The sequence below is a fragment of the Mycobacterium sp. RTGN5 genome, assembly GCF_033804465.1.
GTDB lineage: Bacteria > Actinomycetota > Actinomycetes > Mycobacteriales > Mycobacteriaceae > Mycobacterium.
Genome location: NZ_JAPZLA010000001.1, coordinates 201667 through 223155 on the forward strand (window position 1 = coordinate 201667; position 21489 = coordinate 223155).

The 21489-nt window shown below is 65.5% G+C and carries 20 protein-coding genes; 7 read left to right on the forward strand and 13 right to left on the reverse strand.

Annotated elements, in window-relative coordinates; all coding sequences use genetic code 11:
• Positions 1-142: 142 nt before the first annotated feature.
• Together SLQ31_RS00955 and SLQ31_RS00960 are read right to left on the reverse strand one after the other, a co-directional pair.
• Positions 143-2761: an ATP-binding protein gene (locus tag SLQ31_RS00955; protein WP_319428848.1), complete on the reverse strand. Its 2619-nt coding sequence runs from the start codon at positions 2759-2761 to the stop codon at positions 143-145.
• A 141-nt stretch (positions 2762-2902) separates the two neighbouring features.
• Positions 2903-3298, reverse strand: a complete 396-nt coding sequence (locus SLQ31_RS00960; protein WP_413641846.1) for a MarR family winged helix-turn-helix transcriptional regulator — start codon at positions 3296-3298, stop codon at positions 2903-2905.
• Between the two features lie 87 nt (positions 3299-3385).
• Here SLQ31_RS00960 and SLQ31_RS00965 point away from each other — a divergent pair, with 87 nt between their 5' ends.
• The gene (locus tag SLQ31_RS00965; RefSeq protein ID WP_319428852.1) at positions 3386-4012 is read left to right on the forward strand and encodes a TIGR03086 family metal-binding protein; all 627 of its coding nucleotides are present in this window, start codon (positions 3386-3388) and stop codon (positions 4010-4012) included.
• Here the strand turns inward: SLQ31_RS00965 and SLQ31_RS00970 are convergent.
• The 10 genes from SLQ31_RS00970 to SLQ31_RS01015 form a co-directional block, all read right to left on the reverse strand.
• Positions 3975-5504, reverse strand: coding sequence for a phospholipase D-like domain-containing protein (locus SLQ31_RS00970; protein WP_319428854.1), 1530 nt, complete (start codon positions 5502-5504; stop codon positions 3975-3977). The two genes, SLQ31_RS00965 and SLQ31_RS00970, sit on opposite strands and share 38 nt — an antisense overlap.
• A 39-nt stretch (positions 5505-5543) precedes the next feature.
• The gene (locus SLQ31_RS00975; RefSeq protein ID WP_319428855.1) at positions 5544-6752 is read right to left on the reverse strand and encodes a cytochrome P450; all 1209 of its coding nucleotides are present in this window, start codon (positions 6750-6752) and stop codon (positions 5544-5546) included.
• A 26-nt stretch (positions 6753-6778) separates the two neighbouring features.
• Entirely contained in the window at positions 6779-7843 is a 1065-nt protein-coding gene (locus SLQ31_RS00980) for a hypothetical protein (protein ID WP_319428856.1), read from the reverse strand.
• A 22-nt stretch (positions 7844-7865) separates the two neighbouring features.
• The gene (locus tag SLQ31_RS00985; RefSeq protein ID WP_319428857.1) at positions 7866-8882 is read right to left on the reverse strand and encodes an NAD(P)/FAD-dependent oxidoreductase; all 1017 of its coding nucleotides are present in this window, start codon (positions 8880-8882) and stop codon (positions 7866-7868) included.
• Complete coding sequence (locus tag SLQ31_RS00990; RefSeq protein ID WP_319428858.1) at positions 8879-9388, reverse strand: isoprenylcysteine carboxyl methyltransferase family protein; 510 nt, start codon at positions 9386-9388, stop codon at positions 8879-8881. Before SLQ31_RS00990 ends, SLQ31_RS00985 begins: the two co-directional genes overlap by 4 nt.
• Positions 9389-9400: 12 nt before the next feature.
• Positions 9401-10453 carry a type III polyketide synthase gene (locus tag SLQ31_RS00995; RefSeq protein WP_319428859.1) on the reverse strand — a complete coding sequence of 351 codons (1053 nt, stop codon included), beginning with the start codon at positions 10451-10453 and terminating at the stop codon, positions 9401-9403.
• Positions 10450-12699, reverse strand: a complete 2250-nt coding sequence (locus SLQ31_RS01000) for an MMPL family transporter (RefSeq protein WP_319428860.1) — start codon at positions 12697-12699, stop codon at positions 10450-10452. The genes SLQ31_RS00995 and SLQ31_RS01000 overlap by 4 nt, the downstream gene beginning before the upstream one ends.
• 126 nt (positions 12700-12825) lie before the next feature.
• Entirely contained in the window at positions 12826-13389 is a 564-nt protein-coding gene (locus tag SLQ31_RS01005; protein WP_319428861.1) for a TetR/AcrR family transcriptional regulator, read from the reverse strand.
• Between the two features lie 62 nt (positions 13390-13451).
• A complete protein-coding gene (locus SLQ31_RS01010; protein ID WP_319428862.1) occupies positions 13452-14216 on the reverse strand; it encodes an emopamil-binding protein in 765 nt (254 codons plus the stop codon).
• A complete protein-coding gene (locus SLQ31_RS01015) occupies positions 14213-16432 on the reverse strand; it encodes a molybdopterin-dependent oxidoreductase (RefSeq protein ID WP_319428864.1) in 2220 nt (739 codons plus the stop codon). Before SLQ31_RS01015 ends, SLQ31_RS01010 begins: the two co-directional genes overlap by 4 nt.
• A 92-nt stretch (positions 16433-16524) precedes the next feature.
• On the opposite strand from SLQ31_RS01015, the gene SLQ31_RS01020 reads away from it, so the two are divergent.
• The 4 genes from SLQ31_RS01020 (at position 16525) to SLQ31_RS01035 (ending at position 18596) form a co-directional block, all read left to right on the forward strand.
• The gene (locus SLQ31_RS01020) at positions 16525-17211 is read left to right on the forward strand and encodes a TetR/AcrR family transcriptional regulator (protein ID WP_319428865.1); all 687 of its coding nucleotides are present in this window, start codon (positions 16525-16527) and stop codon (positions 17209-17211) included.
• A gap of 61 nt (positions 17212-17272) precedes the next feature.
• On the forward strand, positions 17273-17437 hold the full coding sequence (locus tag SLQ31_RS01025; protein WP_319428866.1) for a hypothetical protein: 165 nt from the start codon (positions 17273-17275) through the stop codon (positions 17435-17437).
• Between the two features lie 83 nt (positions 17438-17520).
• Positions 17521-18096 (forward strand): hypothetical protein, encoded by a 576-nt coding sequence (locus SLQ31_RS01030; protein ID WP_319428867.1) that lies wholly within the window; start codon positions 17521-17523, stop codon positions 18094-18096.
• On the forward strand, positions 18093-18596 hold the full coding sequence (locus SLQ31_RS01035; protein WP_319428869.1) for a hypothetical protein: 504 nt from the start codon (positions 18093-18095) through the stop codon (positions 18594-18596). Before SLQ31_RS01030 ends, SLQ31_RS01035 begins: the two co-directional genes overlap by 4 nt.
• Before the next feature lies 1 nt (position 18597).
• On the opposite strand, the gene SLQ31_RS01040 is transcribed toward SLQ31_RS01035, so the two are convergent.
• On the reverse strand, positions 18598-19773 hold the full coding sequence (locus SLQ31_RS01040; protein ID WP_319428871.1) for an acyl-CoA dehydrogenase family protein: 1176 nt from the start codon (positions 19771-19773) through the stop codon (positions 18598-18600).
• A 56-nt stretch (positions 19774-19829) separates the two neighbouring features.
• Here SLQ31_RS01040 and SLQ31_RS01045 point away from each other — a divergent pair, with 56 nt between their 5' ends.
• Together SLQ31_RS01045 and SLQ31_RS01050 are read left to right on the forward strand one after the other, a co-directional pair.
• Positions 19830-20738, forward strand: a complete 909-nt coding sequence (locus tag SLQ31_RS01045) for an NAD(P)-dependent oxidoreductase (RefSeq protein WP_319428873.1) — start codon at positions 19830-19832, stop codon at positions 20736-20738.
• A gap of 8 nt (positions 20739-20746) precedes the next feature.
• Positions 20747-21478: a hypothetical protein gene (locus SLQ31_RS01050; protein ID WP_319432728.1), complete on the forward strand. Its 732-nt coding sequence runs from the start codon at positions 20747-20749 to the stop codon at positions 21476-21478.
• The last annotated feature ends 11 nt before the right edge of the window (positions 21479-21489 follow it).

The following is a 21489-nucleotide window of genomic DNA, read 5'->3' on the forward strand; positions in this document are numbered from 1 at the left end:
TGTGCGTCGGCGCGTGGGCCCGACGGATCGGGAGAATTCCCTACATTTCGCGCGAAGTATCCCCGGCGCCATAGAACAGATATGGGGAGCATTCCCGATTTGTCGCGCCCGCTCTGCGGCGGACACTAACCACCGTGAGTGACTACCGCGCTCGGTCCGGTTGCAGCGAGTGAGCCGCAGCTTGGGTGCGGTTCTCGACGCCCAGTTTGGTCAGGATCGCCGCGACGTGGTGCCCGGCGGTCTTGGGACTGATGGACAGCTTGGTCGCGATCTCGGCGTCACTGTGTCCGGCCGCGATCAGTGTGAGCACCTCACGTTCCCGGCGAGTCAACCCATCGGGATCGGACAACGTGTCGGAGTTGCGACCGCGACTCCTGGTGCCGCGCAGTGCAGTCAGGCGCTGTTGGGCGCGCCGCGCCGCCGCCTTCGCTCCGAGGCGACGGAATGTCGCCAGCGCTGCCTCAACCGCGGTGGCATCACCACCGAGCTGCGCGATGGCCGCGTCGTAGGGGCAGGCGCGCCGTGTCCACTCTTCAGCGGCGGCCTGCCAGTCCCCGTTGATCTCGTGCCGGTAGGGCGTGATGGTGTGGGCCGTCGGAGGAGTATCGAGAGGCTGACCGGCCAGATGTGCCCAGCGCAGCAGGGGATCGACCAGCCAGGGATCCGCCCGGCCACTTGTGGCCGCGACCAGCCCGCTTTGGGCCTCGGCTCGAGCGGCGTCGTCATCACCGGCCAGCCAGGCAGCTTCGGCGCGCGCGGCCCACACGAAGCCGGCGCGGAAAAGGTCGTCGGCTCCCGCGGCCTCGAGAGCCTCGTCGAGCAGCGGCCCGACACGATGAGTACCGCGACGGGCCTGGATCAACGCGACCGTGGTGAGCGGCATCAGGTAAATGAGGGGAGCCAGCGTGGGGCGCGTGAGCACATCATCGGCGCTCGCGAGGGCGCGGTCCCAGTCGCCGCGGTTCAGCTCATTGAGGGCCCGGGAGCCCGTGAGCAGCGCTGCGAAAGTACCCACATCGTGCTCATGACAGAACTCAAGCGCCTCGGCGATGACGCGATCGGCCCGGTCCACATCGTGATGGAGCGCCGCCGTCCAGGAGATCAACCCACCGATGATTCCGACATGCTCGGCCAGCACCGTCGGCCCCATTGCGCCCCGCCACTCAGCCTCGAGCTCGTCCCAGCCGGTGTCGGTCTCCAATACGACGTGCAGCGCCGCGTAACAGCGGGCCCGCGCCACCACCTCGGTATCGCCGATCTCGGTGCCCACGGCAATGCACCGAGAGACGTAATCCGGGCACACGGGGTTGTAGCTGGACACGGACAGCGCGGTCATATTCGCCAGCGACCAGGCCAGTTGTGGGGACGGTCCGAGGTCTTCGAGCATGCGCAGAGACGCCAGGCCGGTCTCGACAGCCTCGGCGGTGCGCCCCATCGCCCACAACATGTGGGATAGCCACCGAAGGTCTTCACCCTCGCCGGCTCGGTCCCCCAACTCATGACGTTGTGCGACAGCGGCGCGGTAAGACTGCACGGACACCAAGCCGAGGCCGCTGAGGTAGCTGGCCAACGCATGTTGTTCGAGCCAAACGACTTTCTGCTCGGCAGGGGTGTCGACGGCGTGGCGCAACACCACCTCGTAGAGCTCAGTGGCCTGCCGGTTGGCGCGTAGTCCCGCGGCCCGCTCCGCGGCGGCTACGCCGTAGCGAATGACGGCCGCCTGGTCGCCGGCCTGGTCAGCGTGAAAGGTCATCGCCGGCAACGTGTTCGGATCCACGGGTGGCGTCGCAAGAGCAGCCAGCGCACGGGTGTGCAGAGCCTTGTGCTGATGGTCGGGGATTTGATCCAGTGTTGCGCGGCGGGCCAGCTCGTGGCGAAACCCGATCGCGTCCCAGTCGGTGACCAGCACCGCGGCGTCGAGGCACTCGGCCAACCCGACGCTCGCTGCGGGACACACACTCTCCAGCAGCGCGGGGTCGACGCGCGGTCCGCACACTGCGACCGCCTGCGCCGTTTCGCGCCCCGCTGCCGACAGCCGACTCATCCGGCCGCGGACCGCATCAGACACGCTGTGCGGCAAAGCATTTTGTCCCAAAACGTCGTCCCCGGCCGCCAACACCTCACTGGCGAAAAACGCGTTTCCGCCGGTGATCTGGTGCAACTCTTCAGCATTGACGCCGCTGCCGGCAGCCAGCACCGCCACGGCGTCGCGACTCAGCGGCTTTAATCCGTAGCGACTGACGGCAGCACAGGTCGCCACGTCGCCCAGCGTGATCGACAACGGATGTTCCCGGTCGAGTTCGTCATCGCGGAAGGTCACGATCAACAGCAGTGGCAGCGAGTCGATCCGGCGGGCCAGGAAGCGGATCAGATCGAGGGTGGCCCCGTCAGCCCAGTGCGCATCCTCGATAACCCACACCCAGCGGTGTCCGTCGCGCAACAGCGCCAGTAGGCGCCGATACAGAGCGCCGGTGTCGCCGGATTCGATCGCTGCGTCCAATGCGGCGGCCGCGGCTGGGCCCACTCCGACGAGCGCGTCCAGCAGTGGGCCCAAGGGTCGCGGCGCAGCCAACGGATCGCACCAGCCCCGCAGCACGCGTAGACCGCTGTCGAGCGTCGCGGTAAAGCGGGTAACGACCGCGGTCTTACCGACCCCGGCCTCGCCGCGCAGCAATACCACCCGGCCCACGCCCCGGTTCGCTGCCCGCGCCAGCCCACCCAGTTCGGTGAGCACCGCGTCGCGTTCCAGCAACCCCCCCACTAGATGCCCGCCTCGTTCCCGCCAGTGTGTACCGGTGCCGTCATGCTCGGCACGGCAAAATAGAAATGCACCCTATCTACCGCACAACACTGTAACTCCGTGGCTTCGGCTGCGCGCCTGATAGACAGCCTGCGATCGCGCTCAGCGCGGGTCGGTTGCGGCCAACCGACCGAGGACTCGAAGGAACGTTCGCCGCTCGTCGGCGGACAGGTCGCGCAGCCAGTGTTCCTCGCCGCGCTGGATCTCCTTCTGGACGGCGTTTTTGACGGCGCGGCCCGCGTCGGTGATCGCGAGTAGCCGCACGCGGCGGTCGTCGGGATCGGGCATGCGCTCGATCAGGCCGCGCTGTTGGAGTTCGTCGAGGTCGCGGATGATGCGGGTCTTATCGGCGCCGATGGCCGCCGCCAGCGCGGTCTGCGTGCGCATCGGAGACGCGTCGAGCGCTGACAGCACGACATAGCCCCACATCGACACGTCGTGGGCCGCGAGCACCGGCTCCTCCGCGGCGATCAACTCACGAAGCAGCGGCGCGACCATGGCCGCGAGATCGGGGCGCCGGGGTTTGTCCGCCACTGCGCCATCATAGGCATTGCGCTATCGTAGACACACGCATACCGTAAGCAGATGCCTACTAATGAACATCGCATTGCCGTGACCAAGTCGATCGAAGTCGTCGACACCGTCCGGCCCGCTGATCTCGACCGCCCGACACCCTGCGCCGGCTGGAATCTCGCTGATCTGCTCGCCCACATGACCGTCCAGCACCGCGGATTCGCCGCCGCAGCCCGGGGTCACGGTGCTGACGTCAACAACTGGCGGGTGGAGACGGTTGTCGATGCGGTCCGGGTGGACCCCGCCCGCGCCTATGCCGAAGCGGCCAATGACGTCCTCGAGGCATTCGGGGCCGACGGGGCCGACGACGCTCCGTTCGCACTGCCCGAATTCGGCGAGAACGCCGTGTTCCCCGGATCGATCGCGATGGGCTTCCACTTCGTCGACTACGTCGTCCATGGGTGGGACGTCGCGGCCACCCTCGGTGTCGACTACGAACTGCCCGCCGACGTCCTCGCGGCCGTCCTGCCGTTGGTGCTTGCGGTGCCCGACGGCGAAGTCCGTGACCTCGACGCAGTCCCGTTCGACGCGGCGATCGAACCCGTCGACGGCGCAAGCGATTTCGACCGCATCCTGCGTCATCTGGGCCGTAGCCCCGACTTCACCAACCGCGAAGCTTCCGGTACAGCGTCCCGATGATCGAGTGTCGCAGCGGCCACAACGCCACTGACTCGATGAGTTTGAATGCGCTCTCCGCGATGGACGGCGGCACGTGGTCGGGATCCATCAGGTCGTTCTCCGCGAAGGGACTGGCGTCCGCCGCCACCATGGTGGCCGTCAGTGCGCGCAGCGAACGGCCGGTACCCCGCAGCGCTTCAATGCTCGACAGGAACCCTCCGCTGCGCTCCATCTCATCGCGGAATTCCTCGACGGACACGCCAAGATGCTCGGATACCAGAGCGTCTCGTATCCGCAGGATTTCGCCCTCGACCGCGGAGCAGTCTTCCCGTCCGGGAAGCGCTTCGATGGCCACATCGCATTCGCTGTCAAAGCCCAGCGACCTGTTGTTGAAATTCGAGGAGCCGATACGAAGCAGCCGGCCATCGATCACCATGACCTTCGAGTGCACGTAGACCGACACGCCCTTGCCTGCGGCCGGCCAGTAGACGCCCAGGCGCCCATGGGAGTCCGCTGCCTTGAGTAACCGGAAGAGCAGTTCCCGGGCGCTGTCCATCGACTCTTGCTCCAAGCGGCTCTCGGAGCTGCGCGGCAGAATGATCACGACGTCGGGACCGTCCGGCTCGCGCAGGCGCTCGGCTATCGCCTCAGCGATACTGCGCGCCGCGAAGTACTGATTCTCGAGGTAGATGACGTCGCGTGCGGCGGCGATCGCCGCGAGATCGAGCGACTCGACCTCTCGGACTTCGTCGCGCTGTGGCAGCGCGGGAAGCGTGCGCGCCACCCCGACCTCGACGTTGCGCAGCCCCGGGTTGAGCCCATCGGGCCAGGCCGGCGGCGAATCATCGAGCGTGGGCAGTACGCGGCCGGTCGCCGCCTCCCACCGGTCCCGCGCCTGCTCGGCGAGCACGCCCGCGGCGGCACCGTCGACCGCGGCGACAACCTCGTGGCGTGGTCCATACGGGTCACCTGGTCCGCGCCTACGGGGATCCACCGGCCGATGCTCGGAGGTATCCCAACGCCCGAGCGTCAAGTCCAGGCCACCGCAGAATGCCACGGTGTCGTCGATGACCACGATCTTCTGATGGTGCACCGCACCGGTCGGGTGCGCGCCGTCGACAGCGAAATGCATACGTGCCGAGGTGAATTGGTTCAACAGACTCACGGGCGCCACCCCGAACCAGAACCCGTCGAAGGCGGGCAGCAGGCGAAGATTGGACTTCAACAGATACACGTTGAGGCCGCGCTGCCGCCACAGCAGCCAGTGCAGCAACAAGCCGAGTTGATTGGGCCCCTCCAGCGTCTGCTCGCCACGTTCGAAGGCGGTGCGGTAATCCAGGTCCCAGCCGATGACGACGATCCGGTGGCGAGCGCCCAACATGGCGGCCTTCACATGCCGCAGGTAGTCGGCGCCGTCGATGATGGCGGCGAAGCGATCTGCCTGTGCCGACTGCCAGCAGGTGTCTCCGGGCACCAGCAAGGCCTTCTCGCCTGCCGGCCCGTCAGTGTCCACGGATACGATCCTTCCCTATCCGAGGCGGGAAGCGCGAGGTCAGCGCTTCACGTGCACGGGGACCCGCGACCAGCCAACGACGTTGGCCATGTGCACGCGCGCACATCCGTCCCAGTCGACCTCATACCGAGGCATCAGCGTCAGCAGCTTCTCGAGCGCGATCCTGCTTTCCATCCGGGCTAGCGCCGCGCCCAGGCAGCTGTGGATCCCGTATCCGAAGCCGAGGTTTTGTGACTCCGTCCGGTCACGGTCGATGTCGAACGTGTCCGCGTTCGCCCAGGCATCGGGGTCGCGGTTTGCGGCCGCCAGCAACAGGAACACCGGCTTGTGCGCCGGGATCGTCACACCCCGGATGGTGACGTCTTTCATCGAGCGCCGAACGTCGTACTGGACGGGGTTGTCGTAGCGCAACAACTCCTCGATGGCAGCAGGGATCCGATCCGGGTCTGCCGCGAGCCGAGCCCACTGGTCTTGCTCGCGCCCGAACACGTGCACCGCGCTCGCCAGCAACTTGGTCACCGTCTCCGAACCGGCCCCGCCCAGTTGCAGTGCGAAACCGATGATTTCGGCGTCGGTCAGCTTGGTCTTCGCACCACCGGCGCGTTCGATATCGGCATCGATCAGCAGGGTGAACAGATCCTCGCGGGGGTGGGCACGATGATCCGCCAGACATTCGACCAGAACCGCCGCCTTCTGCAGGTTCGCCTGGCGCCCTTCTTCGCTCATCTCGACCTGACCGGGTTCGCGGTGCAGCGAGATGTCGGACCACAACCGGAATTTCTGCACGTATTCCTCGGGGACGCCGAGCATCGATGTGATCACTTCGGCGGGAGACGGCGCGGCCAAGCTCTCGACGACATCGAAATCGTCACCGTCGATTGCCGCGATGTACCCGTCGATGATCGCGGCGATCATCGACCGCTGCGTCTCGATCGCCCGGGGGGTGAACATCTTGTTCAGCACACTGCGCATATACCGGTGATCGGGTGGATCCATGAGCTGCAGAATGCTCGTACCTGCCGGCGGCCCACCGGCGCGCACCATTGCCAGATCAACCCCGAACGCCGACGAGAACGTGGCGTGGTCCTTGAACGCCGCGGCCACATCGCGATGTGTGCACAGCGCATAGAAGTCGTACTGCTCGCTGTAGTAGACCGGGGTGTCGTGGCGCATCCGGTCGTAAATCTCGTAGGGGTTGTCGAAGAACTCCTGCGAGAAAGGATCGAATACCAGCGCGGCCGTCGTCACCAGCTGACTGTAAACAGCGAAGCCGGCTAGCGGGCCTGACTTGCGGCACTCCTGTGCGCGTGGCCGGCGGAGCGCTGGCTGGGTGTGGACTTCTTCGCCGCGGGTTTGGCTTTGGCGGCCGGCTTTTCGGAACGAGCGGCGACCACGCTCGCCGGTGAGCGGGTCAACGAGTGGCCGACGGGCACGCGCCCCACCGCGGACGCCGTCGCCGTAACCGGCGAACCCACGATGGATGACCCGATGTCCACTACCGCGTCGAATCCTGTTTTCGCCGTAGCGATTACCGTCTTGATGACCTGGGACCCGAAGTTGAACACGGCAAGGGCCGGCGCGAACGCCAGTCCACGCACCGCTGACACCACCGCCTTGGCGATACCAGAACCCGAGGCGTCACCGAGCTGGGTGAGCAGCTTGCCGAGGCTGCCGAGCGCGTTGTCGAGCTGGAAGGTCAGTTCATCGGTGACGATCCCGCCGATGTCGAATCCCGCGTCGCCCATCGACTTGACCACGCCGAGTCCGTTGCCGATGAGCAGGCCGCCGGTGTCGATCGCCGCCGTAAGCAGCCCGGTGTAGCTCGACGGTGCCAGTGGAGCGTTGGCCGCCGTCGCCCCCGCGATGAGCACGGTGCGCAGCGATCCGGTCAGGGCCGTCGTCAGCAGTCCGCCGACCTGAGTGGTGGTCCCGGTGATGACGGCATTGATCCGCCCCAGATTGTGCGCGAGCATCGCGAACGCGTCGACGCAGAACGGTTTGAGGATCGCCAGCGATCCCAGCTGAGTGGGGTCGCTGGTGGCGTTCATCAACCGGGTGAAGAGCACATCCCACATCGTGACGATGTTGTCGACGACGCCGATGAGCCCCCGTCCCGGGCCGCCGGCTGCCGTGGCGAGTTGGGCGGTTCCGTCGAGCAACTCGGCTTGGACGTCATCGATGGCCGCGTTGATCTCGGCCGGGCTCACGACCAGCCGGATGTCCGCCGTGGCGACGCTGACCGGCTGGTGCGCCGTGATGGGTAACGGGGCAAAGGCGATCGCGCTGGCCGTAAGGAGTGAAACACCAAAGGTGAGGTAGGAGCGGGCTGAGATATCCACGAGCAGAGCCTTTCTGGTGATGTCACGCCGCGAGTTGGTTCACGACGCCGGAGAAAACATGGGGCAGGGTTCGGGCGGCGGGCACGATCCGGGAGCGGATCAACGGCACCGACCCGGCACACAGCAGACCCGCGGTGAGCAACCGGTAGCGCCGGGTCAACCCACGCCACTGCCTGTCGTAGTCAGACGTGCGTTGTGCGACCACACAATTCACCAAGAGTTCGGCGGCACCGAATGCCATGCCGACGCCCTCGCCGGTCAAGGCGTCGATGTAGCCGGCGGCGTCCCCGACGAGTAGCACCCGTCCGGCCGTTCGGCTGCGGGCCTTCTGTCGCAGCGGACCGGCGGCGCGGTCGGGGCCGCGGGCGAGACCAGTGATCCGGTCGATCAAGGCGGGAAATTCGCGAAGGTGGCGGTCAAATCCGCCGCGGGACGAACTCAGGATCGCGATGCCGACACAATCGTCGGCCACCGGCGTCACGTACGCCTCGCTGCAAGGGCCCCAATGCACTTCGACGCGATCGCTCCACGGCGCCGCCTGCACGTGGTGGCGGATTCCCCACCGCCGCGCTCCGCGGCAGGGCTGCGACAGTCCCAGTGCTCGACGGATCGGCGAGTGCAGACCGTCCGCGGCCGCCAGGTATCGGGCTTGCAGACCGGCCGCACGCACCGACGTAGCATCCTGGCTGATCGGTCCAATGTCGTCGTACACGAATTGCACCCCCGCGTCGCGGGCAGCGTCCAGTAGGGCGGCGTGCAACACCGTCCTTCGCACGCCCCGACCGGGGCCGGCCCGGAATGTCGCCTCGATCCGTTGGTCTCCGTCGACATAGGCGATGCCCCGCAGGGGCATCCCGGCCGGGGCCACTCCGAGACGCGCCAGATGCTCAACGGTGTGGGGCATCATGCCTTCACCGCACGCCTTGTCTAGGGTGCCGCGGCGGCGTTCGACAACGACCACGTCGAGCCCTGCCCGAGCGCCGTGGATCGCGGTGGCCAATCCTGCGGGGCCGCCACCGGCGACGAGAAGATCTATCACCGCAACCTCGCCAGTGCCGTGTTCTCGACGTCGAGCCGCGTCTTCAGCAGCGCCGCATTGAGCACCGTGAACACCGCAGCGGTAATCCACGCGCTGTGCACCAGTGGCAAAGCGAAGCCCTCGACGATCACCGCGACGTAATTCGGATGCGGGATCAATCGGTAGGGCCCGCCGGTGATCCGAGCCGCGCCGGGAACCACGATCACCCGGGTGTTCCACTGGCGTCCGAGCGTGGTGACGCACCACCACCGCAAGACCTGGGCCGCCACCACCAGCGCGAGCATGGAGAACCCCAGCGGCGGGAGGAACGGTCGGTGCAGCGCGATGGCCTCGACTAGGCACCCGGCGAGCAGACCGGTGTGCAGGATGACCATCACCGGGTAGTGTCGGGAACCGAACTCGGCGCCACCGCGTTCCGCACTCCAGCGTCGATTCCGTTCGGCGACAACCAGTTCCGCCAGTCGCTCGGCACCGATCGCGGCGACCAGCAGTACATACCAGATCATGATGGTCGCCGCTCAGCGCCAGCGCAGCAGCACGAGTTCGGAGCAGAACCCCGGGCCCATGGCCATCATCAGACCAGGCGCACCGGCCGGCGGCCGCTTGGCGATGGTGTCGCGCAGGACATGCAAAACCGACGCCGACGACAGGTTGCCCACTTCCGCCAATGACCGCCAGGTCAACTCCAAGGCGTCCTCGGGCAATCCGAGGGAGGCGGTGATGGCCTCGATCACCTTGGGGCCGCCGGGGTGGCTCACCCAGGTGTGAATGTCGTCGACCGCCAGATCGTGGCTGGCGAGGAAGCCGGTGACGTCATCGGCGAGGTAGCGTTCGACGACCTTGGGGACGTCGGGGGAGAGCACCAGCCGGAAGCCGCTGGCATCGATGTCCCATCCCATTGTGCGCAGCGAGTCGGGATAGAGATGGCTGCGTGAGTCGATGATCTCGGGACCCGTTCCCTTGGTGGCATATTCGTCACCGACGGCGACCACCGCGGCGGCTCCGTCACCGAACAGGCTGCTGCCCACCACCGTTGCCATCGAGGGTTCGGTCTTGGACACCAGGGAACACAGCTCGACGGCCAGCAGTACCGCGACACCGTCGCGATGGCCACGCAGGTAGTCGTTGAGTCGGGCGATACCGGCGGCGCCCGCCACGCAGCCCAGCCCGAACATCGGGACGCGCCGGACATCGGGCCGCAGGCCGACCCGGGCGGCGATGCGAGCATCGAGCGGCGGTACCGCGATACCGGTGACGGTGGTCGTCATGATCATGTCGACCTCGGACGGATCCACACCGGCGTCCTCGAGGGCGCCGCTCAACGCGGCAGCGCCGAGCTCGACGGCGTGGGCGATGAAAATATCGTTGGCTGTGCCGAAGTCGGTGATCCCGGCATACTCCTCCAACGGCAGGACCATATGACGGGTGTCCACCTTGGCGCTCTTGTGCAGTGCGCGAATGCTGTCCGCATACTGCTGATAGCCCGGCAACGTGAGCAGTGCCTCGGTGACTTCGGCTTGGGTGTAACGGTGCTCAGGCACCTCTCCGCGCACGGCGGCAACAACACTCATGACAATCTTCCTTTCTCGAGGACGCGGCGGGATGTCACGTCGTTCATTGGGGGATCGGGAACAGGGTTATCAGGAAAGGCGGGTTCGGGGATCTCGCCGCCGTCATGCAGTCCGACGCGGCGATGCAAGCGCGCCAGCGATTTCGGGGCCCACCAGTTCCATTCACCGAGCAGGTGCATGAAGGCAGGCATCAGCACCATGCGCACCAGCGTCGCGTCGGCCAGCACCGCCAGGGTCAAGCCGAGTCCGAACATCCGCATGAACGACACCTGCGCAGCGATCAATGCGGCGAACGAGATGGCCATCACGGCAGCGGCGGCGGTTACCACCCGGCCGGTGTGCGCGATCCCCAGTGCGACGCTCGCATCGTTGTCCTCCCGGCCGCGCGGAGACGCGAGCCAGAACTCGCGGATGCGGGAGACGAGGAACACCTCGTAGTCCATCGACAGGCCGAAGGCGATGCAGAACAACAACACTGGGACATTGGCCACCAGCGTTCCGGTCGACGTGGTTCCGAGTCCGCCCAGGTGTCCATCCTGGAAGATCCACACCATCGCGCCGAATGCCGCGGTCAGCGAGAGCAGGTTCAGGACAAGCGCTTTGATCGGGATTGCGACGCTGCCGGTCAACAGGAACAGCAGGACGAACATGATGGCGGCGATCACGCTGAGCACAACAGGCAACCGTGACGTGATCGCGTCGACGCTGTCGCTGTTGGTCTGCGCCGTGCCGGTCAGCAGCACGTCCCGACCACCGGGTGGAGGCACTGCGTGCAGTCGATCAAGCTGTGCCGCCCAGCGATCCGAGAACAGCGGCGCGGTGCTGTACACCGTCAGCAGGGCGTGGTTGTCGACGTCGACGGGCAAGGACACCGCGGAGACATCGGCGACACCGGACAACCGATCCCGGTAGGCCAGGATCTCGGCGGGCGTCAGACCCGAGGTGTCGGGCAGCACGACGGCGACGGCGGTCGCGGAATTGTCGACGAAGTCGTCGCGCAACCGGTCACCGACCTGGTGGGCGGACGAGCTCTGCGGTAACACCCGGTCGTCGGGAAAGCCCCATCGCACACCGGCGAACGGCGCGCCAAGCAGCAACAGCAGCACGACGACCGCCAGTCCGAACGGGATCGCTCGGCGCATGACCAGGCGTGCCCAGCGGTACAGGAACTGCTGCTGGACGGGCTTTTCGGCCCGCCTGCGGTGCTTGGTGATGCGGGGGCCGAGCAGCGCGATCGCGGCGGGTGTGACGAGCAGCGCCGCGAGGGCGGCGAACACCACGGTCGCGACGCCCGCGTAGGCGAACGACTTGAGGAAGTGCATCGGGAACAGCACCATCACCGCCATCGACAAGGCCACGATCGTCGACGAGAACAGCACGGTGCGCCCAGCGGCGGACATCATCGTGGCTAGGGCGGTCTCACGGTCGGCGCCGCCTTGGATTTCGTCGCGGTACCGGTTGACCATCAGAAGCGTGTAGTCGATCGCCAGCGCGAGGCCCAGTGCGGCAGTGAGATTCAGGGCGAATATCGACACGTCCGTGAACAGTGTGACGATCCGGAGCACCGCCAGCGCGCCGACGATGGCCAGCACCCCGACCGCGACGGGAACCGCGGCCGCCAGCAGTCCGCCGAAGACCCACACCAGCACCAGAAAGCTCAGCGGAATCGCCAACGATTCCATCCGAAACAGATCGTGCTGGGACTGCTCGGTGATTCCGGCGTTGACCATGGCACTGCCGCCGGCTTGTACGGTGACGCCGTCGCGATCGTGAACGATGTTGTCCGCCAGCGCCTTGGCGTAGCCCGGGGCATCCGTCTCAGTTCCAGAAATCCCGGCCACGATCAGCGCGGAGCGGCCGTCTTCGCTGACAAGGCCCGCGAGACCGGTCGGCGGCGCCGTCCACGCCGACGTCACCGTGGTGACATGTGGCGACCGGGTCAATGCGTCGACGATCTGTTCGCCGACCTGTCTGGCAGCCTCGCTGCGATACCCCGGCGCCGTCGAGACGACGATGACCATCTGCTGCGCGCTCTGATGGAAATCGTCGGCCAACATCGCCGTGGCTCGTGACGATTCCGAGGAGGGATCTTCCATGCCGCAGGCACACAGTGAATGAGCAACGGGCACAGCCAAAATCGCTGCTGCGACCGCCACCAGCATGGCCGTGACAAGGAATCGCCGCGGCGCGGCGAGGGCCAATGTGGCCACCCTGCGTAGGACGGAGCGGTCGGCCGGCTGAGTCATGATGCCCCCTGGTTGATGATGTCAACAGGTGATGACTTAGCACGCTATGCCCATGCGGGAGCTATGTCAACGGCTGGTGACATAGCGGGTATGCGAGGGCGCTCCGGTGGGTTGTCCCGGTGCGGATTACTCGGAGTAGGAGCCGACCAGGAGCTGACGAATCAGTGGTCGGGTCCAGTGGATCAACTCTTCCCGGCTGAGATTGACCACCGCCGGGTTGGCCAGCACGTACCGCGTGGTCGCCAAGCCGATGACGAGTGCACCCATCAGGCCGGCACGTTGTGCGGGGTGATCGGGGGCGACCGCCGCGAGCACGGGTCCTACCTGCGTGGCGAATACCTTGCGCAACGTGTCCGCCGCCGTCTCGCTGGTCATGGCCGCACGCAGCAGGGCGATGAACGTGGTGTCCTGCTCCCACACGGCGAAGAAGCGCGACAGCAGGGCGTCGGCGATCTCGTCATGGTGCAGCGTGGTCAGGTCGGGCAGGTTGATCGTGAATTCGGCCGCTTCGGCGAAGAGTTCCTGCTTGGTGCCGAAATAACGAATGATCAGCGCCGGATCGATGCCGACGTCTCCGGCGACCGCACGCAACGTGGTGCTCTGGTAGCCGTCAGATCCGAATCGGAGCCGAGCCGCATGCAGAATGTCGGCGCGCGTCTGCGCGGCGTTGCGCGATCGGCCCGTGCTCATCCGGTGAAGGATATGCCGTGGTGTCGGGCGCTGCCCCTGTTTGGCTGACCGGCCGGCCTATCTCACACTGAAGTGGCGACTTTCCGGGTCAGGTAATCGATCTGGATATGGATCGCGTACAACACCAGGGCGGGCAGCACGATGAACGGAATGTTCTCGCCGATGAACTTGAACCACAACCCGAACGCACCCTGCCCGATATCTCTGAAGCCGGCGCCGACCTCGGCGATGAAGTAGACCGCGGTACTGCTCATGAGAACGGCGATGCCGGCGAACGCCAGCCACAGCGAGCGAATCCGCTTCTCGATCGGGAGTGATTGTCGGACAAGCCGAGTCCACATGGTGATCAGCACGATGCCGGTGGTGACCCCGACGACCTCGAGGGCGAAGGTCCACGGATTTCCGCTGGCGTAGCGGGTATCGGCGAGGCCGTATTGCCACCAGAGCCACTTGATGCCGGGGTCGCTGGTCGGGGTCCACCAGCCCAGCGGGTGCCCGATGAGAAAGACCAGCTCGTAGCAGATCTGGCTGAACGCGGTGTAGGGCAGATAGAACAACGTGAGCTCGGCGGCCTTCTCCTCGCGCATGCGGTGCTCGCCCGGTGCATCCCAGAGAAGGACAAGGGGGATCAGAATCGCCGGAATGCCGAACAACAGGTTGGCGATGACATCTGAGGTGAAGTTCGGCTCGATGAGGCCGATGCCCACCCCGATGGTCATGCCGACGAACACCAGCCCAGTGAAGGCACCCGCGGCCAAGTACATCCGCACCCGATGAGGCGCCCATGGGCTGGCGAGATTCGGCTCGCGTGCAACAACATTGGTCATAGCGACACCTCTCCGATATTCGGTCGTGGCGTGATGCGCACGGGAATGTTCCCCTGGCGCGGCAAGCCGGTGATGCGGTCGTATTCGTGACTGGTCGGGATCAACCGGGCCACGCTGCTTCCGCGGTCGCGGACCTCGCCGTCTTCGGCAGGCAGGCCGCCGAAGGCATGGTGCGTGGCGACGACGTCGTGACGGAGACTGTCGTCTGCTTCGAGAACGCTGGGGATGCTGTCGTGCGGCGAGGTAACCGTCACCAGGTCACCGGATGTCAGCCCCAATGCCGCGATGCTGTCCGGATGCATGTAGGTGGGGTTGTAGGCCTTGCCGTGATTCAGCTCCGGCAGAGCGATACCCGAGGAGTTCATGAAGTTGTTGTGCCGCCGCGGCACCAGCCGGTACGGGAAGTTCGCATCAGCCCTGGCTGTCCGGTAGTCCTCGGCTAGATATTCGCCAAGCTCGGTGAGCATGTAGTCATTTCCCACGTCGAGCTTCGCCGTACAGTCCGGGTCTTTTTCGGCAACGATCGCTTCCACGTCGAAGATCGCACCGTGCGGATGACTTCGGACTTCGTCGAGCGGAATGCGCGAGGTCTCGCACATCTTTCCGAACAGCTCTTCGGTGGTGATCTCGGTGTCGCCGTTGAAATTACAGACGATGGGCGGCGACTCCATGAACCTGCCGCCGCCACCACCGAAGAAGTTGATGAACCACAATTCCAGGTCCATCCGCTTGGCGAGGCCGAGGAAGAACTGCCATTCCTCGATGAGGTCGGAACCAGTAGGTGGCTCGACGAGCCGTGGCACATACTGTGCGTAGGGAGCTGGTATCCCTGTCCCGCTGGTGTAGTACTTGATCAGCTCGCTGCCCATCGTCATCGCAGGCGTTTCCATCTGCATCCTCGGCGCGATGACGTAGTCAGCCAGCCGCGATGTCAGCGACATCTCAGTGTCAAGGGTGACGAGCAACTCGAGGCTTTCCAACGCCTGCAGGGTCTTTCGTTGATCGGGCCAGGCAGCCATGGGATTGCCACCGATGCAGATGAGGGCCTTCACCTGCCCGTCCCCGTCCATCAGAATCTCGTCTGCCAAGGCGGCAGTCGGCATACCGCACACCGCATCCGTCAGATCGCGCACCCGCAGCTGCTCGCCGTACCCCCAGCCTTCATAGGGCGGGTGCGCCTGGGCCTTGGCCGTGAATGCAGGCATGAGGGTGTTCGGCCGGAGCACCCGTTCCCCGGCGCGCTGCCACCTCCCGCAGATGGACGTCAGGCACAGACACAGATATTCGACGACGTTGCCGTGCATGGCCATGTTGGCCCCGGTCCCAGCGTTCACCATGCCGCCACGACTACCGTGCGATGCGAATAGCCGTGCGGCGTCGATCAATTGCTGCTCGTCAATGTCTGCCCGTTCGGCGACGTGGGCTGGCGTAAAGGCGGCTACCGCCTCGACCAGTGCGGGGAAGCCGTCGACGTGCTCCTCGATGAACTGCCGGTCACACAACCCCTCGGTAATGATGATTTTGATGATCCCGGCGAGGATCGCCGCGTCTTCGCCGGGGCGGGGTTGGATGTGAATGGCCGCCCGGGCGGCGGTCTGTGACCGGCGCGGGTCGATCACGATCAACTTCATCCCGCGGCTTATCGCCGCTTTCAGGTTTTGCGCGGGATTTTGGCCGGGAATGCCGATCGCCTTGGACACCAGCGGATTGGTGCCGATCAGCAGCCAGCTGTCCGCCTCGCCGAAGTCGACGTCGCCGCCGAGCCAGTGGCCGTGGGCGGCGAGTGCGATCTGCTTGCCCGGCTGATCGATGGTGTTGGCGGTGAAGAACATCGGAGATTCGATGGCTCTGATGAAGGCGTTGGCCATCAGCGCCGACGCGGGGTAAGGCAGGCCGTTCGTGCCGAGATAGAGGGCGACCGAGCGCGACCCGAACTGGTCGATCAGGCTCTGCAATACCGTTGCGATCTCGTCCATCGCCTGTTCGGATTCGATCGGCGCAAACCCGTCGTCGCCACGCTTCTGGCTATGGAGCAGCCGCTCGGGGTTGTTGTGAATCTCGGGTAGGGCACGGCCCTTGGCGCAGCTGTAGCCCTTGAACAAGGGGTTGTCGGGATCGCCGGTGACCTTGACGAGCCGGCCGTCGGTGACCGTCGCCAGCACCCCGCAGTGCGCCGAGCAGATACGGCAGATGCCGGGTTGGGTGGTCGTCGACATGGTCCTGGCTGTCCTCATCGCTGATACTGATGTAGCCGCTTTCGGGGAATTTATCCCGAGCGGGAAAATATCACGCTTTGATGGTGCTCGGAATGGAAAGGCGTGACGTGCAGGACGCAGCGGGAGAGACCGTGAAGCCCCGGCAGCGCGGGCGGCCGCGACAGATAACGCGCGAGCGGATCATGTCGGCAGCCCGCACCGTAGCTCCGGAGCAGCTCACGATGCAGGCCGTCGCCGACGTACTAGGCGTCGACCCCAAAGCCCTCAACTACCACGTGGGGGACCGCGAAACACTTCGTGAGCTGGTCGCCGTCGACGCGTTCACCGTGGAACTGAGCCGAATGGAGATACCGACCGGCGCTGACTGGCGCGACGTTTTGCGCCGTTATGCGGTCGCCCTGCGCGAAGCCCACGTCGCACTGGGCGTCCTGGCGACCTACTTCCGGCTGCCCGCCAGCAGCCTCGGCGCGCTCGAACCTGTCGAGCGTGTTCTTCAGGCATTGGTCGATGCGGGATTCTTCGTGGACGATGCGGGTCACATACTTCGGCTCGTGAGCGAGCTGGGCCACGCTGCGGGTCGTGAAGCGGTCTTTCTCTCCCAGAGTCGAGAGCACCCCTACGTCTCAGAAGTGGCGACGGCGTTGGATACCGCTGCCGCCGACCACTTTCCCGTGCTCCGACAGGTGGTGGCTGCCCGCGATGCCGACGCCGCCGACGAACAGCACCTGGACTTCAGCCTGAATGCCATCTTTGCCGGGCTGCGGCGGGATTTATCGTAATGATCTGCGGCGCAATAGTTCCGAGGCTACCCAGATAGCAAGTCCGCCGAGGGAGAGCGCGATGCCCAAGGATGCGACGCCGGTCCAGCCGGCATGCGCGTACACGATCCCCGACAGCGCTCAGGTAGCAGGGTCGGTCACCACTGCCGGAATTCAGCAGTCGCTCGGCGCCGCAATCGAGGCTCGTCGCGGTATGCAGATGTTGCTCCCAGGCTCCCGGATTTAGGCGGACCCAGACCGCCTAAAACAAGGCGTCGCCGACGTTTCCGATTCAAGGAATCGGCATCTGCCATCGCGATAAGATCGCCGATGGCTGAAGACGGCTCGGCTCCATTTATCGGCATGCCGGCAGATGGCTCGGCGAAGAAGTCGCGCGCAACACCGTGGATTTCCGCACTGGTGCCGCTCACCCTCGTGGTCCTGCTTCTCGCAGCGGGAGCCTTCGCGATCTCGCAAGCCGTGCGCCCGTGGCCAGGACGCGCAGCCGCGCCACCAACACAGCCCTACCTGGATTTCGGCATGTCTTTCGCCGATCGCCTCATGATGATGAGCCCGCAGACAGTTGACGTTGATTCGCGCCGAATAGTCGAGGTTTCCACTGAGCACTTTCACGATTCCTATTTGCAGTGGCGCGGTGATTTCCTCAAATCCGTCCTGCAGGACGGGACCCTTGTAGAGGGCCCGTTGATCGTTGCCGGATCAGCCACAGCTGCGGCATTGAAATCAATCGACGTCTCTAATGGAAAGGCTCAAGTCCTCGTCGCTGCCAAGGGAACGGTTACGGACCACGTTGGTGAAATGACCCCGCAGCACTGGCACCTACTGCTCACAGTCGAGCGAACAGATGGCACGTTGAAGACATCTCAAGTCGAGGTCGTGCGATGACGTTCCCACGAACGGGCTGGTGGGTTGCCAACATCTTTCTTGTAATCGCCACCGCCACCGCAGTTGCCGTGGGGCTTTGGCAGTTTGACCAGAAGAATCGAATCCCCCCGCCCGTCGACGAACAACTAGTCGTTCGGCAGGAACTCATCGCGGCGGCAAGCAGCAACATGGAGACGTTCCAGACCATCCGTGCCGAGACCGCCGAGCAAGACGTCGCTGCGGCGGCGGCGGTGACCACGGGACGGTTCGGGGCCGACTTCAGAGCTGGATCGGCCCAGCTCGCAGCCGATTACAAAATGGGGCACATCAGCGCCACTGCGGTGGTGCAGCAGGCGGGCGTGGTCAGCATCGATGGTGACACGGGCGTGGCGCTTGTTTTCGTCAGCCAAACCACGACGCTCGATGGGCAGCCATCGCCCTTGACTATCAATCAGGCGGTGGAGGTCGGACTGCGGAAAGTCAATGGAGTCTGGCTTATTGAACGGGCTGACGGGAAGTAGCTCAGCGCGCAGGCAGTCCCAGCACCCGCTGCGCGATGATGTTGCGCTGAATCTCTGACGTGCCACCGGCGATCGTTCCCGCGTACGTGGTGACGTACCGCGCGAACCAGCTCGCGCCGAAAAGCTCCGGGGCGTAGGCGTTGTACGGCGCAGTCAAACCCGGATCGCGCAGGCCGTCTTCGCCCGCGGCCTCCAGCGCATATCGCGCCGCATTCTGCTCGGCCTCCGAACCCAGCACCTTGAGCACCGAGACCGCCGGCACATCCCGCTCGCCCCGCGCCGCCTGACTCACCGCAGTCGACCCCAGCAATCGCAGCGCGTAGTAATCCATCACCATGGACCCGTACCGGTCGCGGCTGATCTCGCCAACCGGCTCGAAATCCTCCAGCATCTGTTCGAGCCGATTCGCGAACGCCATCCACATCATCGTCCGCTCATGCCCCAGGGAGCCGTTGGCCACCTTCCAGCCCCCGTGCAACGGCCCGACGAGGTTCTCCGACGGCACCTGCACGTCGGTGAAGAACACCTCGTTGAAATCCAGCACCGACCGGTCATGCACCGACGGGAACGGCCGGCACACCACACCGGGACTCGAGGTGGGAATCATCAGCGCACTGATTCCCTTGTGCCGGGGCGCATCCGGATCGGTCCGCACGAACGTCAGGATCACATCGGCATCGTGGGCGCCCGAGGTCCACACCTTCTGCCCGTTGACCACGAAATGGTCGCCGTCCAGCACCGCCTTGGTCGACAGGCCGGCCAGGTCCGACCCGGCGCCGGGCTCACTCATGCCCAGCGACGCCGTCATCTCGGCCCGCAGGATCGGCACCACCCACCGCTGCTTCTGCTCGTCGGTGCCGAACGACAGCAGCGACGCCGCGATGATCCCAACCCCCTGCGGGTTGAACACGTGATAGATCCGCCGGTGCGCCAACTCCTCGCGGTGCACGAACTGCTGCAGCACGCTCGCGTTGCGTCCACCGAACTCCGGGGGATTGCCCGGCAGCAACCAGCCGCGGTCGAACTGCAGCCGCTGCCAGCGCCGAGCCCATTCCGGCACATGCGATGTCGAGCGGGACCGCTCCGCCGCCTCGGCCTCCGCGGGCAGATGCTCCTCGAGGAACTCGATGAACTCCGCACGAAACGCCTCGACATCGGGGTCGAAGGTCAGCTGCACCGACCAAACATATCAAGTACTTAACATTCCTCGCCCGGTGCGCTATGACTGATGGGATGCTCGACGCAGAGAAGATCCTCATCACCGGCGCCACCGGCAAGATCGCGTTTCCGATCGCCCGCGCCCTCGCCCGCGACAACGAGGTCTGGGGCGCCGCCCGCCTGCGCGACGATAAAGACCGGGACCGTCTCACCGCCGCCAACATCACCCCCGTTGCCCTGGACATGAGCACCGGCGACTTCTCCGCTCTGCCCGACGATTTCACCTATGTTCTTCACGCCGCCGTCGACCCCGGCGCGGATAACTGGCCCGACGCGGTCGACACCAACGCCCAGAAATCGGGCGACCTGCTTTACCACTGCCGCAACGCCAAGGGGTTCGTGTTCTGTTCGACGGGTTCGATCTACGCCTACCAGGGTCAGCGCCCACTGACAGAAGCCGATCCGCCGGGCGTGCCGCTGCGCGCAAACTACAGCTTCTCCAAGATCGCTGCCGAGCAACTCTGCACCTGGATCGCTAAGCAGTACCGCATCCCGCTGACGATCATCCGTATCTGCTCCACGTACGGTCCCGAAGGCGGGGCTCCGGCTGACCGGCTCAATCTGATGTTGGGGGGCAAGCCGATTCGGCTGCATCCCGACAAACCCAACAACTACAATCCGATTTACGAAGACGACTACGTAGAGCTCGGCATCCGCGCCATGGAGGTGGCTGACACCCCGCCGATCGTCGTCAATTGGGCCGGCAGCGAGACTGTCAGCGTCGAGGACTACTGCGCCTACATGGGGGAGCTCGTCGGTGTCGAACCGATCTTCGACTACACCACCGAAGCCCACACCCCGCTGTGGCCCGACGTCACCCATATGCACCGAGTGCTCGGCAGGACGAAAGTTTCCTGGAAGGACGGATTTCGACGCATGATCGAGGCACGCCACCCCGACCTCCTACCAGCGCACCGGATGTAGGGATGCGAATGTCACTGCCCGGCAACCCCTCCGATGAGACACCCGGCGTCCTCAAAACCGGCAACGGCGATATCACCACGCTGTTCGTATCGATGGCCCGCCGCCACCCCGACGGCGCCGACGCCGACTACCTGCGTTGGCACACCCTCGACCACCGCCCCGAACAACACCGGCTCCACGAGGTGCGTGCCTCGCTGCGGCTGGTCTCCACGCCCGAATGCCGCAAGGCCCGCGCCGCCAGCCGAGGACCCTACGACGAGATCGACCACGTGATGACGTACTTCTTCAGTGCGCCAAGCGGACTCGACGGCTTCCTGGAACTCTCGCACGCACTCGGTGACGCCGGCCGAAAGATGCCGCTGTTGCCGCCGGTCGAACGTGGCGTCTACGACGTCGAGCAGCGCACCGCAGCGGCACGCGTCAAGGTGGGCGCCGGCATCCTGCCCTGGTGGCCGGTCACAGGTGTGTACCTCCTGCTCGAAAACGGCGAGGCGCCCACCGAGCACCTGGTCGATGTCGACGGCGTCGCCGGAGTCTGGACCGCAACTTCAGGAGATGTCGACCCGAAGTTGGCCAGCGCCAAGCCCGGTCAGCGCATCACCTACTGCTTCCTCGACGACGACCCGGTCGCGGTCGGCCACCGGCTGCAACCCGTGGTGCACCAGCGCAACACCGAACCGCTGCTGGCCGCCCCCTTTCATCCGATCGTGCCGCATGAATGGGACCGCTATGTGCCCTGAGAGGAACGCCC